This is a genomic window from Pseudoalteromonas undina (genome assembly GCF_000238275.3).
Taxonomy (GTDB): Bacteria; Pseudomonadota; Gammaproteobacteria; order Enterobacterales; family Alteromonadaceae; genus Pseudoalteromonas; species Pseudoalteromonas undina.
Genome location: NZ_AHCF03000003.1, coordinates 2,141,944 through 2,157,405, shown reverse-complemented (window position 1 = coordinate 2,157,405; position 15,462 = coordinate 2,141,944). Strand labels below are relative to the sequence as shown.

18 protein-coding genes are annotated in these 15,462 nt (G+C 38.9%); 12 read left to right on the top strand and 6 right to left on the bottom strand.

What is annotated here, in order from left to right; translation table 11 throughout:
- Positions 1-52: 52 nt before the first annotated feature.
- Complete coding sequence (locus tag PUND_RS13610) at positions 53-1,600, bottom strand: capsule assembly Wzi family protein (RefSeq protein WP_010390982.1); 1,548 nt, start codon at positions 1,598-1,600, stop codon at positions 53-55.
- Between the two features lie 189 nt (positions 1,601-1,789).
- Between PUND_RS13610 and PUND_RS13605 the strand changes: the two genes are divergently transcribed.
- Together PUND_RS13605 and PUND_RS13600 are read left to right on the top strand one after the other, a co-directional pair.
- Positions 1,790-2,863 (top strand): glycosyltransferase, encoded by a 1,074-nt coding sequence (locus tag PUND_RS13605; RefSeq protein WP_010390984.1) that lies wholly within the window; start codon positions 1,790-1,792, stop codon positions 2,861-2,863.
- Positions 2,860-3,945, top strand: coding sequence for a glycosyltransferase (locus PUND_RS13600; RefSeq protein ID WP_010390986.1), 1,086 nt, complete (start codon positions 2,860-2,862; stop codon positions 3,943-3,945). Before PUND_RS13605 ends, PUND_RS13600 begins: the two co-directional genes overlap by 4 nt.
- A gap of 3 nt (positions 3,946-3,948) precedes the next feature.
- Here PUND_RS13600 and PUND_RS13595 read toward each other — a convergent pair whose 3' ends face one another.
- Positions 3,949-4,671, bottom strand: a complete 723-nt coding sequence (locus PUND_RS13595) for a 3-deoxy-D-manno-octulosonic acid kinase (RefSeq protein ID WP_010390987.1) — start codon at positions 4,669-4,671, stop codon at positions 3,949-3,951.
- A 123-nt stretch (positions 4,672-4,794) separates the two neighbouring features.
- On the opposite strand from PUND_RS13595, the gene PUND_RS13590 reads away from it, so the two are divergent.
- The 6 genes from PUND_RS13590 to glpG all read left to right on the top strand — a co-directional run bounded on the left by PUND_RS13590 (position 4,795) and on the right by glpG (position 10,061).
- Positions 4,795-5,856, top strand: a complete 1,062-nt coding sequence (locus PUND_RS13590; protein ID WP_010390989.1) for a glycosyltransferase family 9 protein — start codon at positions 4,795-4,797, stop codon at positions 5,854-5,856.
- Positions 5,853-6,422: a D-glycero-beta-D-manno-heptose 1,7-bisphosphate 7-phosphatase gene (gene gmhB / locus PUND_RS13585; protein ID WP_010390991.1), complete on the top strand. Its 570-nt coding sequence runs from the start codon at positions 5,853-5,855 to the stop codon at positions 6,420-6,422. The genes PUND_RS13590 and gmhB overlap by 4 nt, the downstream gene beginning before the upstream one ends.
- A 163-nt stretch (positions 6,423-6,585) precedes the next feature.
- The gene (locus PUND_RS13580; protein ID WP_010390993.1) at positions 6,586-7,782 is read left to right on the top strand and encodes a glycine C-acetyltransferase; all 1,197 of its coding nucleotides are present in this window, start codon (positions 6,586-6,588) and stop codon (positions 7,780-7,782) included.
- A 52-nt stretch (positions 7,783-7,834) separates the two neighbouring features.
- On the top strand, positions 7,835-8,860 hold the full coding sequence (tdh, locus tag PUND_RS13575; RefSeq protein WP_010390995.1) for an L-threonine 3-dehydrogenase: 1,026 nt from the start codon (positions 7,835-7,837) through the stop codon (positions 8,858-8,860).
- A 65-nt stretch (positions 8,861-8,925) separates the two neighbouring features.
- Positions 8,926-9,243 carry a thiosulfate sulfurtransferase GlpE gene (glpE, locus tag PUND_RS13570; RefSeq protein WP_010390998.1) on the top strand — a complete coding sequence of 106 codons (318 nt, stop codon included), beginning with the start codon at positions 8,926-8,928 and terminating at the stop codon, positions 9,241-9,243.
- Positions 9,240-10,061, top strand: a complete 822-nt coding sequence (gene glpG, locus PUND_RS13565) for a rhomboid family intramembrane serine protease GlpG (protein WP_010391000.1) — start codon at positions 9,240-9,242, stop codon at positions 10,059-10,061. Before glpE ends, glpG begins: the two co-directional genes overlap by 4 nt.
- On the opposite strand, the gene PUND_RS13560 is transcribed toward glpG, so the two are convergent.
- Positions 10,058-10,456 carry a flagellar basal body-associated protein FliL gene (locus tag PUND_RS13560; RefSeq protein WP_008115596.1) on the bottom strand — a complete coding sequence of 133 codons (399 nt, stop codon included), beginning with the start codon at positions 10,454-10,456 and terminating at the stop codon, positions 10,058-10,060. The two genes, glpG and PUND_RS13560, sit on opposite strands and share 4 nt — an antisense overlap.
- Before the next feature lie 248 nt (positions 10,457-10,704).
- Between PUND_RS13560 and PUND_RS13555 the strand changes: the two genes are divergently transcribed.
- Both PUND_RS13555 and ubiA read left to right on the top strand, forming a co-directional pair.
- Positions 10,705-11,250, top strand: coding sequence for a chorismate--pyruvate lyase family protein (locus tag PUND_RS13555; RefSeq protein WP_010391001.1), 546 nt, complete (start codon positions 10,705-10,707; stop codon positions 11,248-11,250).
- Entirely contained in the window at positions 11,247-12,125 is an 879-nt protein-coding gene (gene ubiA / locus PUND_RS13550; RefSeq protein ID WP_010391003.1) for a 4-hydroxybenzoate octaprenyltransferase, read from the top strand. Before PUND_RS13555 ends, ubiA begins: the two co-directional genes overlap by 4 nt.
- On the opposite strand, the gene PUND_RS13545 is transcribed toward ubiA, so the two are convergent.
- From PUND_RS13545 to PUND_RS13535, 3 genes are all read right to left on the bottom strand, one after another.
- A complete protein-coding gene (locus PUND_RS13545; protein WP_010391005.1) occupies positions 12,122-12,742 on the bottom strand; it encodes a 2OG-Fe(II) oxygenase in 621 nt (206 codons plus the stop codon). The genes ubiA and PUND_RS13545 overlap by 4 nt on opposite strands.
- A gap of 94 nt (positions 12,743-12,836) precedes the next feature.
- Complete coding sequence (locus PUND_RS13540; protein ID WP_010391006.1) at positions 12,837-13,715, bottom strand: LysR family transcriptional regulator; 879 nt, start codon at positions 13,713-13,715, stop codon at positions 12,837-12,839.
- A gap of 243 nt (positions 13,716-13,958) precedes the next feature.
- Positions 13,959-14,408, bottom strand: coding sequence for a DUF2721 domain-containing protein (locus PUND_RS13535; RefSeq protein ID WP_010391008.1), 450 nt, complete (start codon positions 14,406-14,408; stop codon positions 13,959-13,961).
- A 75-nt stretch (positions 14,409-14,483) separates the two neighbouring features.
- On the opposite strand from PUND_RS13535, the gene PUND_RS13530 reads away from it, so the two are divergent.
- Both PUND_RS13530 and PUND_RS13525 read left to right on the top strand, forming a co-directional pair.
- Positions 14,484-14,846, top strand: a complete 363-nt coding sequence (locus tag PUND_RS13530; protein WP_010391010.1) for a putative signal transducing protein — start codon at positions 14,484-14,486, stop codon at positions 14,844-14,846.
- A complete protein-coding gene (locus PUND_RS13525; RefSeq protein WP_010391011.1) occupies positions 14,830-15,420 on the top strand; it encodes a YjaG family protein in 591 nt (196 codons plus the stop codon). The genes PUND_RS13530 and PUND_RS13525 overlap by 17 nt, the downstream gene beginning before the upstream one ends.
- Positions 15,421-15,462 lie beyond the last annotated feature (42 nt).

Genomic DNA, 15,462 nt, shown 5'->3' with positions numbered 1-15,462 from the left:
AATAAAAAAGGGGATAAACTTTGGTTTATCCCCTTTTTTAATGCTTGCAAAACTAAAAGTTATATTCGAACTTTGCAAATGCAGACGTATCGTTTTCTGCTCCATCGTTATTAGAGGCAAGTCCGCCAAGGGTTAAGCGCCCCCCCATGGCAAGCATTCTGTAACGTACTTCAAGCTGTTTAGAGCTAAATGCTGTTTTGGTAATCGAGTTACCTAAGTCTGGGTTATTTGGGTATCTATCACGGTTGTCGCTGTTGTAGTCTACATCACGTAATTTTACTTGCCAGTCAGTTCCGCTTGAGAGTTGCCCAAGTACGGTTAACACTAGCGATTGCGCATCATTATCATAGGTAGAGCCGATAGGGCGACCATGGTAACGATACCCTGATTGGTAATCAGTGTGCTCATAATAGCAGTTTTCGGTCGTTGACCCCGCAGAGCAAGACACACCTGTATCAATATATTCTAAGTTGACTAGTAAATTCTGCTCGTAAACGCGATGTGTTGTTTGTAAGCCAAATAAGTACGCTCTATCAGCTGGTTTAAACTGTGAGCTCGCATCTTCACCAATCGTGCTGGCATAAACGGCATAAGGTTGGTTAAATAATGTGTCTGACCAACGAATATCAATACCTGCTAATTGATTACCTATTTTTGATTCTAACTGGCTATCACAATTAGTAGTGCCATCAACACATTTTGTATCACCGGTAATCATATCAATAAAGTCACCAGCCGAGCTTGGTTGTCCCTTACCAGCCCATTGTGCTGACCAGCTCAGTGCTATTTCTAATTGTTGAACGGGGCGAAAGTTAACCCGAGTGCTCCACAATAACGCATCAGGAATAACGCGGGTTGATTCCAGCTTAGCCATTTGTGCAGTAAACCCCCACTGACCTATCCAACTTAACCAAGGTGTTTCAAAGGCACTACTTTGCTCACGAGAAATACTAATGGCAGGTAAAGGTTTTGCATTACCAGACATAATTAAGCTGTTATCAACACCCGGCCCCCAAAATTGCTCAACGGCACCTGCTCTTACAATCCAATTACCCATACGATACGCTAAATAGCTGTCATCTAGAGAGGTATCATTGCAGTCTTTTAGTGCTTGCTCGTTTTGAGCTATATCATCAGTTGTTTTACCGTCGACTAAGCAGTTTTTGCCATCACTACGATGATTAATCGCTATTTTAGCTGCAAAGTTATGTCCTAAATAAGCGTAGGCAGCAGTTAACTCTGATTCTTGGCTATTGGTGGCACCAAAGCTAGTGGCTACAAGAGGATCTGAGCTGGCAAATGCCGAAAGCTGTACACTATGCGAACCGCTATTTTCTGACTTATAACGATGTTTTACACGTAATAACGCATCCTGCAGGCGAGGAGATAACTGTTCTAACGAAGTATTGTTTACATCATTAATAAAGCTTTTCCACATTAATGGGTACGTTGTTACTGGCGCTAAAATTATACCTGCATCGGCAAGCTGTTGTATATCTGCTCTAAGAGCATAATCATCAGGCTTTACCCAAGGTTCAGCATTTACGGTTGTAGTTACGGCACAAAAAAGCGAAGAAAGTATAAAAAATTTGTTTCGCAAAGCTCAGATCCTTATGATTGAAATTGCTAACAAGTTTAGCAATCTACGTCCTTTATTGCAGTAATTAAATCAACTCATTAAAGAGATATTAGAAAAAAATATTACTATATATTAGATTAAAACACCGCGGCTCTATCGCTAAAAAGATGGCGTTGATATACTCGCAGCAAAGAAAAAATAGAGATAGTAATGAGCAACAAACGACTTTTATTTATTCCCGTGTCATCGCCAGAAGGTATTGGTGAATATATGCGCTCGTTACAGCTAGCTCAAACCTTAAAGGCTGAGTATGGCAAGCAGTTAGATATTCATTTTATTTTAAATAAACATACGGCTTATGCTAAAAACTGCCCATTCCCTACCTTATTGTTAAATCAATCGGCAACAAAAGAAAATACGCACGTATGTCAGTTTATTAAGCAATACAAACCAGATGCGGTGCTATTTGATTGTGCAGGACGCGCTGAGCAAATGAAAGCTGCAAAAAAAGTGGGTGCTAAAGTTGTTTTTATTTCACAGCATGCAAAAAAGCGAGCAAAAGGTTTAAAGCTTAATAGAGCGGGCCTTATTGATACTCATTGGGTGGTTCAGCCTGATTACTGTATTGAACCTCTTTCGTGGTATGAAAAGCTAAAATTGAGCATGTTGTCTCTGGCCTATCCTGCTAATGTCGGGCCATTTACAGTGTTTGCATCAGCGCAACAAAAATCCGATGCACTAACCCGTTATCAATTGAAAGAGAAAGAGTTCTTTATTGTTAACGCAGGCTCTGGTGGGCACACTCTTAATGGACAAAACTGTGCTGATATCTACTATAAAGCAGGACTGAATATTGCGAAAGAAACAGGTTTAAAAGGGGTTGTGGTGTTTGGTCCTAATTACACTAAGTCGTTACCTAAAAGCGATGAGTTAATTTGTTTGCCAAGCCAAGAGGGGACTGAATTTTTAGCCTTACTAAGTCAGGCTAAGGTGGCATTATTAAGCGCGGGCGATACTTTACTTCAAGCCATTGCTTTACAAACGCCAACGATAGCATGTGCTATTTCAAAAGATCAAAATGAGCGAGTTGTTCGTTGTGCGAGTACCGGTGTTGTTAAAGAGGCTGAGCTTGATATTTTAGATATTACCCAAAAAATAAAAGAGCTACTCTTGGAACCAAATTATAATAATACGGTTGGCCAATACAAGTCGTTAGAAAGTGTGCATAGCTTTGATGTCATAACGAAAGGAGTAAAAGCGTTGTTAATAGGAAATAAGCTATGAATATTGTTATTGTAATTGACTCCCTCGTTGGTGGTGGCGCTGAAAAAGTAATGCTTACTTTGGCGCAGGAAATGGTATCAAAAGCCCACAATGTGACTATTTTGTCATTGGCGCAAAATATTGAATATGACATTCCAAACACCTTATCTGTTGAAAGTTTATTTTCAGGTCGAGCAACAAAAGTTGATCGATTTTGGCAGATAAAAAAGAATGTTAAAGTATTAGAGACATGGTTTGAGCAAAAGTTACTTCAACTTGGTTCTATTGATTTAGTACTTTCTAATTTAGATCGTAGTAATAACTTATTAGCAAAAAGTAAAATAGAAAATATCCATTTTGTTGTTCATAACTCAGTTAATGCTGAACTTGCTAGGCAAAAAAAATTAGGTCCATTTTCTTATTTATATCTTAAAAGAAGCAAACAAAATTTAAATGGGAAGTCTTTGATCTGTGTTTCAAAAGGTGTTGAAGAGGAAATACGCCAGAGCCCTTTAATTACCCCCAGCGCAATGACAACTATTTACAATCCTTTTAATTTTAAAATTATGAATGAGCAAGCAAATGAGGTAAATATCAACATACCGACCTCTCCTTATCTTATTCATGTTGGACGATTTGCTAAACAAAAACGTCATGATGTTCTGTTTGCTGCATTTGCTAAATTAGATAAAAAATATAAATTAGTATTATTGTGTAATAAGAAAGAGAAAGCATTTAAGTTAGCCAAACAATACGGAATCGAAAATCAACTTATTGTTCCTGGATTCGAACAAAATCCTTATAACTGGATTAAGCAGGCTAAAGCTCTTGTATTAAGTTCTGACTTTGAAGGGCTACCAACCGTATTAATTGAAGCTATAGCCATAGGTACACCCGTGGTAAGTACTAATTGTAATTTTGGTCCCAATGAAATATTAACCGAAGAATTAAGCAAATATCTGGTACCAACAGAGCAAAGTGACTTATTAGCAAAGGCCATTGAAGACGTTTTAATTGATAGCCCCGATATGAAAAAGGCCACTATTTTGAAAAAGGTCTCTGCAGATGCTGTAGCAGACCAATATTTAGCAATGGCGCGCTGAATATTAGCATTCGAGCTCTTGGTTATAGTCATTATGTAATGTTTGCCAATCGTTTTGCTGCCAATGAAAGTGGCTGTTGCGGCTTTGCTCTTTTAAAAAGGAGCGCTGTAGGCGAGACATGTTGCTCTGTTGCCATTTTATATCGGGTGTTTTTATTTCGCCACGATCAAAGTCGATAATGTAAACATCACCAGAGTCATCAAATAAAATATTATTAATATTTAAATCAGCGTGATAAACCCCTTTACTATGAAATTGGGCAATAGTTTGTGCTATTTTTTTTATCTCAGCTTCACTCAATGTGCGTTCAATCAGTATATCTAATATACTTTTAGCACCGCTAACCGCTTCAGTAATAATATCACCTCGGTAAATGAAGCCATAGCGACTCACTTTAGCTGCAATAGGCTTTGGTACATTTAAGCCTAACTCTATTAATTGCGTCATTAAGCTAAATTCTTGATAAACACGCGTATGCTCTAGTCCCCAATATAAATATTGGTCACTAAGTAGTTTTCCTATTAGGCCGCCACGCCAATAATGGCGCAACACAGCCGTTAAATCTGCGTGTTTAAAAAACCAAGCAGTTGCACGCCCCTTTTTAGCGCCGACAATTTTTTGCTGTTGTTGCCAGAAATTGGGCTCAAACCAATCTAACTCTATTTTGGCGCTATATTGAGGATGGCTTAAAATGACATGGTTATTTTTGACGTGTTGATTAAACATAGCTCATAGGATTCGCTTAAATATGTGCACATATTAACGTGTTTTCAGGCTAAGGATAAGTACTTGCAATGACGCGATTATAATTTAAGATCAGGTTTTATTATTTTACCTCCAAGGAAACGTGTGACTTCAGCGCCTACTTACACATCTATTTGTATTTTACGTCTTTCTGCCATTGGTGATGTATGCCATGCAGTGAGTGCGGTACAAGCAATTCAAAAAGCGCATCCAAATGCTAAAATTACATGGGTGATAGGGAAAGTCGAGGCGATGCTTTTAGCAGATTTGCCTGGCGTTGAGCTTGTTGTATTTGATAAAAAACAAGGTAAAGCGGCACTGAAACAGTTAAAGCAAACCTTCAAAGGGCAGTGTTTTGACGTACTACTTAATATGCAAGTGGCTTTAAGAGCTGGTTTTGTCGCTCGCTGTATTCCTGCCAAAGTTAAAATTGGTTTTGACTGGGCTCGCTCAAAAGAGTTGCATAGTTTATTTATTAATAAACGCATTAAAGCCCAATCTCAGGCACATGTTTTAGAGGGATTTAAAGGTTTTGCTCAAGCGATTGGTGTTGATGATTATGTCCCTGTTTGGAATATGCCCTACACCGACAAAGATCAAGCTAAAGCTGATGAGCTGTTAGGTGATGATTATTTATCACATAAGCTATTCGTTATTTCGCCAGCAGCAAGTAAAGCACAGCGTAACTGGTTAGCCGAACGCTATGCCGCGCTTGCGGATTATGCACATACACAGGGGTTTAAAATAGTATTAACTGGTGGACCGACTGAACTGGAAATTAATTTAGCAAATAACATCATTAAACACTCTGATTCACCCATTCTGAACTTGGTGGGTAAAACAAAACTCAAAGAATTATTGTGCGTACTTAAGCGTGCAGACTTAGTACTGGCACCTGACACAGGACCAGCTCATATGGCGGTGACTGTGGGCACACCGGTTATTGGCTTATATGCGCATTCAAACCCAGCGCGAACGGGGCCTTATTTATACCAAGATTACGTGGTTGAGGTTTATCACCAAAACTTATTAAAGCACACAGGTAAAACCGCCGAGCAATTACCTTGGGGTACTCGGGTTAAGGGCGATGATTTAATGAGTCAAGTAACTACGGATACAGTAAAAGAAATGTTTGACCATGTTGTTAAAAAAGAGTCGTTATTATGAATGGTAAACACACAAATAAGGCGCTTTTTTTAGACCGTGATGGTGTAGTAAATGTTGATCATGGCTATGTATTTAAAAGCGAAGAGTTTGAATTTATAGAGGGTGTGTTTTCAACGTGTAAAGCATTCTATGACGCGGGCTATAAAATAATTGTTGTAACGAACCAATCAGGTATTGGTCGAGGTTATTACTCAGAAGCCGATTTTTTTGCTCTTAACATATGGATGAAAGCGCAGTTTAGTCATCATCAAATTGAAATTACTGATGTTTATTTTTGTCCTCATCACCCTAAAAATGCATTGCCAGCGTATTTAACAGATTGCGATTGCAGAAAACCAGCGCCTGGTATGTTGCTACAAGGAATAAAAGATCATCATATCGACCCTGCACTTAGTGTGATGGTGGGAGACAAACGAGGTGATATGCAAGCTGCTATGAGCGCTAATATCCGTACTAAAATACTGGTACGTTCGGGGCAAGCAGTTGATGAGCAAGCCGTAAAGTCTGCTGACTATGTTTGTGACTCAATCAAGGAACTTCCTGTTTTGCTTGCTGATCTGCTTTAGTGCATACCTCACGCCTGTAAACTGGCAGCTTTTCCTGCCAGTTAGCTAATTTGCGACGAATGACAAACAGTGCAATTTCGCGCTTAAACTTTTACAATACCCGCATTATAAATAGCAGCAACACGTCTGCTGTTTAACCCGTTCAACCAAATGGAGATCACAGATGAGAGCATCTGCTTTTTTTAGCCAATTACAACAGCAAATCGAAGACGTCAAAGCTGAAGGTTTGTACAAAAATGAACGTGTTATCACTTCACAGCAGCAAGCTCAAATTGAAGTGGCATCAGGTGATAAGGTTATTAACTTTTGTGCTAACAACTACTTAGGTTTAGCTAACAGCCCAGAGCTAATTGCAGCTGCCCAACAAGGCTTAGATGACCATGGCTTTGGTGTTGCCTCAGTGCGTTTTATTTGTGGTACCCAAGATATTCATAAAACGCTTGAGAAAAAAATCAGTCAATTTTTAGAAACTGAAGACACCATTTTGTACTCATCATGCTTTGATGCGAATACAGGCTTGTTTGAAACTATTTTAGGTGCAGACGATGCGATTATTTCTGATTCATTAAACCATGCATCTATTATTGATGGCGTGCGTTTATGTAAAGCAAAACGTTTCCGTTATGCAAATAACGATATGGCTGATTTAGAAAAGCAATTAATTGCAGCCGATGAAGCCGGTGCTAAAACTAAACTAATTGCTACTGATGGCGTGTTCTCAATGGATGGCGTCATTTGTAATTTAGAAGCAGTGTGTGATTTAGCCGACAAATATGACGCGCTTGTTATGGTTGATGACTCACATGCCGTTGGTTTTGTTGGCGAAAACGGTAAAGGTACGCCTGAGTACTGTAATGTACTCGACCGTGTTGATATTATTACTGGCACCTTAGGCAAAGCGCTTGGTGGAGCTTCTGGTGGTTATACTTCAGGCAAAAAAGAAATTGTTGAGTGGCTTCGTCAGCGTTCACGTCCATACTTATTCTCAAATTCATTAGCGCCTTCAATCGTAACAGCGTCAATCAAAGTGTTAGAAATGCTTGAAAATGGCGGTGAGCTTCGCGCTAAGCTATGGTCAAACGCTAAATACTTCCGTGAGCAAATGGAAACGGCAGGTTTTACCTGTGCAGGTAAAGATCATGCGATTATTCCAGTGATGCTAGGGGATGCAAAAGTGGCGTCACTTATGGCTGATAAACTATTGGCTGAAGGGATTTATGTAACTGGCTTTTCATTCCCTGTTGTACCAAAAGGTCAGGCGCGTATTCGTACCCAAATTTCTGCAGCGCACAGCAAGGAGCAGCTTGATACAGCCATTGCAGCCTTTACCCGTATTGGTAAAGAGATTGGTGTTATTTAATTTTCTTGTTAAATCGCGGCTAAAGTCGCGATTTTTTAATTGAGTGTGGATTATGAAAGCATTATCAAAGTTAAAAGCAGAGCCAGGCATTTGGATGACAGATGCACCAAAGCCTGAAGTAGGTCATAACGATCTGTTAATTAAGATTCGTAAAACAGCCATTTGTGGTACCGATGTTCATATTTACAAGTGGGATGAGTGGGCACAAAACACTATTCCTACACCTATGGTGGTTGGCCACGAATATGTGGGTGAAGTAATTGACATGGGCCAAGAAGTTCGCGGTTTCGAAGTTGGCGACCGTGTATCTGGTGAAGGTCATATAACCTGTGGTCATTGTCGTAACTGCCGTGCTGGACGTGTTCATTTATGCCGTAATACAACCGGTGTGGGTGTTAACCGTGAAGGTGCATTTGCTGAGTACTTAGTTATTCCAGCATTTAACGCGTTTAAAATCCCAGATAACATTAGCGATGAACTGGCCTCTATTTTTGACCCGTTTGGTAATGCTGTACATACTGCATTATCGTTTGACTTAGTGGGTGAGGATGTATTAATCACTGGTGCAGGCCCTATTGGTATTATGGCCGCGGCTGTAGCCAAACATGTAGGTGCACGCCATGTGGTTATCACCGACGTAAATGAATACCGCCTAGACTTAGCACGTAAAATGGGCGCAACGCGTGCTGTAAACGTTGCGAATGAAAAGCTTGAAGATGTAGCTAAAGAGCTAGGTATGACCGAAGGCTTTGACATTGGCTTAGAGATGTCAGGTGTTCCGAGTGCATTTAATGCCATGCTAAATAACATGAATCATGGCGGCAAAATTGCCATGTTAGGTATTCCACCTTCAGATATGGCGGTCGATTGGAATCAAGTTATTTTTAAAGGCTTAGTGATCAAAGGTATTTACGGTCGTGAGATGTTTGAAACTTGGTATAAAATGGCTAGCTTGATTCAATCAGGGCTTGATTTAAAACCAATTATTACTCATCAGTATTCAATTGATGACTTCCAAGCTGGCTTTGATATGATGATTTCAGGCCAATCGGGTAAAGTAATTCTTAACTGGGATTAATTATCCCCTGTTAAGAGAATTAAAGGCGGCATTTGTCGCCTTTTTTGTAATTATAAGAGAGTACTATGGCATTTAAACATATATCAATCGCACAAACCCTCGAACTACTAGACAAAGAAGATGTGGTGATTGCCGATATTCGCGATCCTAATTCGTATCAGACAGGGCACATTCCTGGCTCTGAAGCGCTTTCAAATGCAAATATCGCCCAATTTATGATGGAAAAAGAGTTTGACCAGCCGATTATTATTGTTTGTTATCACGGCATGAGCTCACAGGGTGCAGCAAGTTACTTAGTAGAGCAAGGCTTTGAAGATGTTTACAGCATGGATGGCGGTTTTACTGCGTGGGAAGCCGCTTACAAGGATAAAGTAGCACGATGATAGAGCTAGGCAGTCTAACTAACCCCCGTGCTGCACAGGGCTTTATAGATTACCTAAAAAGCCAAGGGCTTACAGGGCAAATTCGTACTGAGGATGGTCATACGCTTGTTATTAGTGTGGCACCTGAAGACTTCCATGCAGTGCAGCCTTTATGGAACGAATTTGCTAAAAACCCTAATCATGAGCGTTACCAACAAGCATCATGGCAAGTAGGTACTACGCAGTCACCGTTAAAGTATCAAGGGCAGTCACTTAATTTAGTCGCTCGTTTTAAAGCCTTAAGCTGGCTTAATCAAGGTGTTAGTATTCTCAGCATTGTTGTTTATATTGCCTTTTTATTTGGTGCGTTTGAGCCTATTTATATGGCGTTGCAGTTCAATCCTGCGTCACCACTTACCTGGTTAACACCTGCTGTTGTGCATTTTAGCGCTATGCATATTGTGTTTAACTTAATTTGGTGGGTATCACTGGGTGACAACATTGAAAAGCAATGTGGTAAGTCGAGTTTAATCGGGCTGTTTTTAGTTACCGCTTTAATAAGTAATTGGGCACAGTACTTAATGGTCGGTCCTAACTTTGGTGGGCTTAGCGGTGTTGTATATGGGTTGTTAGGCTTTTGTTGGATTTACAGCGCGCTTAACCCTAAACAGCCTGCACTGGTTACAACCGCAATTGTTGGTTTTATGCTGGTATGGTTAGTACTTGGTTTTGCAGATGTATTATTTGTTGGAATGGCTAATTGGGCACACTTAGGTGGGCTTGTTAGCGGTATGGCTTTTGCCTATACCGCTCAGCTTTTTAAAACAAAAAGCGCCTAATGATATAAATATTTAGTAAATAACAGGTCTCGGATTATTTCTTGGCCTGTTTCTTCCTTAAGTAAGCTTTTTAGTTTTTCTGCGCTTTTAAGGCGAATTTGCTCACGCCCTGTTAAAGACTTTATTTTGTTTTCAGGCTCTTTTGATAATATCTCTACTAGCGCATCACGTAACAGCGGGGTGTGATGTTCTACAATGGCAATATCGGATGTTTTGTTTAGCATTAAATCTACCGTGACGCGAACGTAACCCATTTTTTTACTTGATGGACCAATGTAATTGGTAATAATGTCTGGCTCAAACCCAAAATAACCCACAGTAGACTCAGCACGTGCTGATAAGCTAGTTAGGCTGACTAAAAGAATAAAAAGGCCTGTAAATACTGTTTTTTTCATTTCAAAAGCGTTTCCGTAAACTGGTTACAAATAGTTTATACTTATTAGTAAATAAGATACAGCAAGATGCTGTTATTTGTTGTGTTTGTAAAAGTACTCTGGATTCAAGTTTGGGATAGGCAATAGCGAGAGTCAAATGCTGATTAGCTTTTTATGACACAGGATGTGCTTGGTATTGAGTAAATCGCGCTTTTTCAAATTCGTTGGCAATGTTATGATCTCTCTGATTTTTTTCAAGTAGAGTTATTGTGATTACTTTTCCTCTTTCTTTATCTGCCAATTGGCAGAGTACCGCTCAAGTGACTGGCTTATCTAACGCTGAGAAAGAGTGGTTATTTGAACCGCATTCTTTAACAGCTAAATTAAAAAGTCAGTCTCAGCGTTTTGCTGTAAAAGTATTGAGTGAGCAAAAAGTAGACCTTTCTCAATCACAGCAAACGCTATTAAGTGAGCAGGTAAGTACAGTACTTAACCGTGAAGTGCTACTGTTGTGTGATGAACAACCGATTGTTTATGCTCAAAGTTGGTTGCCAGTAACAAGCAATAATACAAACAATCAGCTGCACAATATGGGAGAACGCCCGTTAGGTGATGTTATCTTTCAAGATCCTGCGTTAAGGCGCACTGATATTGAAATTGCTCGCTTTGATGATAATCACTCATTGCAATCACTGGTGAGCGAACTTAATTTACCGAATCACTCTTTACTGGGCAGACGCAGCGTATTTTCTTTACATAACTATCAATTTTTGGTCTGTGAGGTTTTTTTACCAGGAGCTTACTTATACTCATGAAACTAGCCGCTTTGTCTGTTAATCATATGCCCTATTACATCCAGTTAATGCGAATTGATAAGCCCATAGGCACTTTATTGCTACTTTGGCCAACTTATTGGGCATTATGGATAGCGAATGATGGTCTGCCTAGCTTAACGAATTTCATTGTGTTTACCCTTGGAGTAATAGTTATGCGAAGCGCAGGATGCGTTATCAATGACTTTGCCGATAGAAAAATTGATGGCTCAGTAAAGCGTACTTGTCAGCGGCCGCTAGCGACCGGAGCGGTAAGTAGTGGCGAAGCCATTAGTTTGTTTTTATTACTCGTTGTCATCGCTTTTATATTAGTATTACTGCTTAATACCAATACTATTTTGTTATCGTTTGGTGCACTTGGATTAGCGTTTTGTTATCCCTTTATGAAACGTTACACACAACTTCCTCAAGTTGTATTGGGCGCGGCTTTTGGTTGGGCAATCCCTATGGCTTTTATGGCATCAATAAACTCTCTACCCGTGCAGGCATGGTTGCTATTTATTGCCAATATTTGCTGGACGGTGGCTTACGACACTATGTACGCAATGGTTGATAGAGACGATGATTTAAAAATAGGAGTAAAATCAACCGCTATTTTATTCGCCAGTTATGACCGCCATATTATAGCGCTACTTAACTTTAGCTTTTTTGCGTTGATGGTTTTAATTGGGTTGATGAATCAAATAGGATTTAGTTTTTGGTTGGGATTAGCTATTGCAGCAATGTTACTTGTGTATCAACAGCGTTTGATTCATTTACGCCAGCGAGATAATTGTTTTAAAGCATTTTTAAATAACCATTACGTAGGACTGGCTATTTTTATTGGTTTATTATTTTCTTACCCCGTTTTTGCTTAACGGGGCGGGTCGATAATGCCACTAATTGACGCGTTTTTTCTGAACCAACCAGCAATCGAATAGCGGTTATCAACAGCAGGAAGTACTTCATGTACAAAGCGTTCGCTTTCAAATAATACCAAAGTGCCTGCCGTGGGTTTTATTACTATTTCTATGCCTTTACTTTTAGGCTTGTAAATAACTAGCTCTCCACCTTTCTCTGGAGAGTTCAAATATAATACGGTAGTAAAAACACGGTTTGAACGACCTTTAAATGCATCTACATGTTTTTTATAAAAATCACCTTGCGTATATTTTGCATAGTGACATTCATAATCAAACAAACCCATAAAGAAAGTTCGATTAAGCGTATTACGAACTGCTTCCATTACTTGCAGGTAGCCAAGTTGTGCATTTGAACTGCCATCAAACCAATAGGTTTTGTCTTTACGAACTGTATTATCAATTTGCAAGTTATTTAATCGACCAATACCAGCAAGGCTAAAGTGTGGATTTATTCTGTAGCAATCTGCCATTAAATCAAAGATTAGGTCACTATCAATGGCGTTTTCAATAATGGCATAACCATGCGTTTCAATCTGCTCTAGATAAATTCCAGAAGCTGTAAAGTTGTTCATTAACGCTAGTCATAATAGTAGGGAGCGTTAGTTTAATGTAAAAAAACTTTAAAGCTACAAATTTATCGCGTTCACCAAAGCGCATGGTGTAATGTTATGCTTTTGAGACTTTATTTATTAGCGAGAGTAAGTGGTCAACATGCTCACCTGCTTCTATTTGTTGGCTGGTTTGCACAATAAGTTGCTCATGGCTAATATCGTTATTAGTTTTAAGTTGAATCAAGTTATGGTTTTCTGCCACAGAACTGGTGTGTTCAATACCGGCAATGGCAAAATGGTCTGACTTTTCAAGTCCGGCCATTACCTGATCAATACTGCCCACTTTAATAGTTGATACTTTATTTAATGAGTCTATTACTTCATTAAGCATTGATTGCACTTGTTTTGACTGTGAAAAACAACTGAACATTGGATAACTTTCGAGTTCTTTTTTACTAATATCGCTTTTATTTGCTAAAGGGTGTTGTTTTGAACAAAATAAAATAAGCTGATCAGGTAATTGTATGTCGCTACCAATGCTATTGACTATTTGCGAGCATACACTAATGTCAATTTCACCCTGAAGTAACTTTCTATGAAGCTCAGTTTTGTTTTGTAGCTGCATTTCGATTTTAATATGCGGGTATTGGCTTAAAAATTCACCGCAGGTAATTGGTACTATGCTGCTGGTTGTTGTGGTGTAACCAATGACCAATTTTTTCTCTTCAGTGCCATTAATTGACTGAAAAGCGCGATGTTTTATTTGCTCTAGCTCATTGAGGGTATTTTTTGCAAAGTCGAGGAAAAGTTCGCCTGCTTGAGTTAATTTAACCGAGCGAGTAGAGCGGGTAACAAGTTCGTAGCCAAGCTCTGTTTCAAGAGTTTGAATACTTCGAGTTAACGCAGATGTGCTAATTTGGGTTTGTTCTGCAGCTTGCCTAAAATGACGAAGTAGGCCAAGCGCTACAAACTGTTCTAATTGTTCAAATCTCACTATATAGTCCTTTTTTATAGGTAAGCTAGGGGAATTGCAGATTAAATACTGACTTTATATCCCTACAGATCAGTTGAAATAATGTTTTTAACCACCTCCTTAGATTAACTTTCTTTTCATCGTATTTAAAGAGAATAGTTGCTAAAAGTTGTTATACCTTTGGGTAATGTTAAATAACTGTAGGGTTTTATTATTGACCAAGTTTATGCAATTTTATAACAGCTTTATTAAAGTCTCGGTTTGTTAATTGCTGCTTTTGCTTTTAGGATTGGGCTCAATAAAATTTTTACTTACTCGGTTACTTAAAGGCTTATTTTCAATGTTTTGCAATTCAATTTCTATGGCATCACAAGAGATGTGAATTTCAAATAATGAAGTAAGCAAAGATAAGCTTAAGCAACTTAAACTGACACCAAATAAAATAATGCCCGTGGTATTAAATTCTATAAATAATGCGAACATAGATAGCGTACATAATAAAAAAGCAGCCACTCCGTATACTTGCATGGTTCTTATTAATTTTATTCGCTTTCTAAGGTTGGTTATTTGCGCCACCACAACAGGACGAATAGATTCCCCTTCACGTGCATTCAGTTCTCGTATTAGTTGCGCTAGCACTAAAAATCGGTTTGTATAGGCGAGTAACAACAACGAGATTGCTGGAAAAAGTAAACCTGGAGTAGTTAGCGTCATAATGTGTCCTTAAATCATATTATTTGCTTTAGGTTACGCAGGCAAATTGTACACATAAAGTAAATGAGGTGGATATTGCAAAATATTAATAATAGCGATTCAAATATAACATCATTTGATTGGGTTACGCTTTATAACGCAGAAAATAGTTTAGAGGCCAATATAATAAAAGGATTGATTCTGAATGCGGGAATTGAGTGTCAAATTAAAGGCGAAATGCTGCAAGGTGCAATGGGCGAGATCCCGTTTGAGCAAACACAAGTAAGTGTGCAGGTTTATGCGATAAAAGAGCGCCATGCACGCGAAATATTGGTAAACTATCAGCAAGTAAAACAATCCGCTCCAGATTGGGTGTGCCCTAACTGTAATGAGCATAATGGATCAACATTTGATTTTTGTTGGTCATGTGGGACTTTAAAGAATGACAAAAGCGAATAATTTTCAGCGTATTAGAGAGTTAAATTACCTGCAAAAAGCGGTATTGGCCAGTGCGTTAATAGAGCGTATGTTGCCTAATTATGGACTATTTAGTGAGGCTACCGGTTTTGGCGATGAGGTTATTTTACGTAATGCTTTAAATGTATGTTGGGAAAAGATACTGCTTCCTAAAAGTAAGATTGATTTAGAAAAGCAAGTCGAAAAAATTGAACCTAATGTACCTGAACTTGCTGATTTTGATATGTTTGGCACTTACCCTGCCATTGACGCTGCAACTTCATTATTGAGCTTAATGCATGGCCTTTTAGCACAAGACGAGCAAGAATTTGTTAATGTGAGTAAAATATCGCAGGCAACTGTGGCTCGCTTTATTGAGTATCAGATGACGGTTGAAGGGGGGGTTGCTGATAATAAAGCAGTACGTGAACACCCACTAATGCAATACGAAATAGAGGTATTAGGTGAACTAATTGATTTTGTAGAGGCAATGGGGCGTATTACTGCTGAAAATGTAAAAGCATTGAAAAAGCATGTCCTTGCTGATGGCCAAACTAACATTGGTTTAGCACTTTAAGTTATTTGTTTTAAACACCTTGTTAGGTGGCAGGAGAATTAA

What these genes read in the sequence shown, in the direction of transcription:
- PUND_RS13605 (WP_010390984.1), top strand. Translation starts at nt 1,790, where the DNA reads ATGAGCAACAAACGACTTTTATTTATTCCCGTGTCATCGCCAGAAGGT.
- PUND_RS13600 (WP_010390986.1), top strand. Translation starts at nt 2,860, where the DNA reads ATGAATATTGTTATTGTAATTGACTCCCTCGTTGGTGGTGGCGCTGAA.
- PUND_RS13595 (WP_010390987.1), bottom strand. Translation starts at nt 4,671, where the DNA reads ATGTTTAATCAACACGTCAAAAATAACCATGTCATTTTAAGCCATCCT.
- gmhB (WP_010390991.1), top strand. Translation starts at nt 5,853, where the DNA reads ATGAATGGTAAACACACAAATAAGGCGCTTTTTTTAGACCGTGATGGT.
- PUND_RS13580 (WP_010390993.1), top strand. Translation starts at nt 6,586, where the DNA reads ATGAGAGCATCTGCTTTTTTTAGCCAATTACAACAGCAAATCGAAGAC.
- tdh (WP_010390995.1), top strand. Translation starts at nt 7,835, where the DNA reads ATGAAAGCATTATCAAAGTTAAAAGCAGAGCCAGGCATTTGGATGACA.
- glpE (WP_010390998.1), top strand. Translation starts at nt 8,926, where the DNA reads ATGGCATTTAAACATATATCAATCGCACAAACCCTCGAACTACTAGAC.
- glpG (WP_010391000.1), top strand. Translation starts at nt 9,240, where the DNA reads ATGATAGAGCTAGGCAGTCTAACTAACCCCCGTGCTGCACAGGGCTTT.
- PUND_RS13560 (WP_008115596.1), bottom strand. Translation starts at nt 10,456, where the DNA reads ATGAAAAAAACAGTATTTACAGGCCTTTTTATTCTTTTAGTCAGCCTA.
- ubiA (WP_010391003.1), top strand. Translation starts at nt 11,247, where the DNA reads ATGAAACTAGCCGCTTTGTCTGTTAATCATATGCCCTATTACATCCAG.
- PUND_RS13545 (WP_010391005.1), bottom strand. Translation starts at nt 12,742, where the DNA reads ATGAACAACTTTACAGCTTCTGGAATTTATCTAGAGCAGATTGAAACG.
- PUND_RS13535 (WP_010391008.1), bottom strand. Translation starts at nt 14,408, where the DNA reads ATGACGCTAACTACTCCAGGTTTACTTTTTCCAGCAATCTCGTTGTTG.
- PUND_RS13525 (WP_010391011.1), top strand. Translation starts at nt 14,830, where the DNA reads ATGACAAAAGCGAATAATTTTCAGCGTATTAGAGAGTTAAATTACCTG.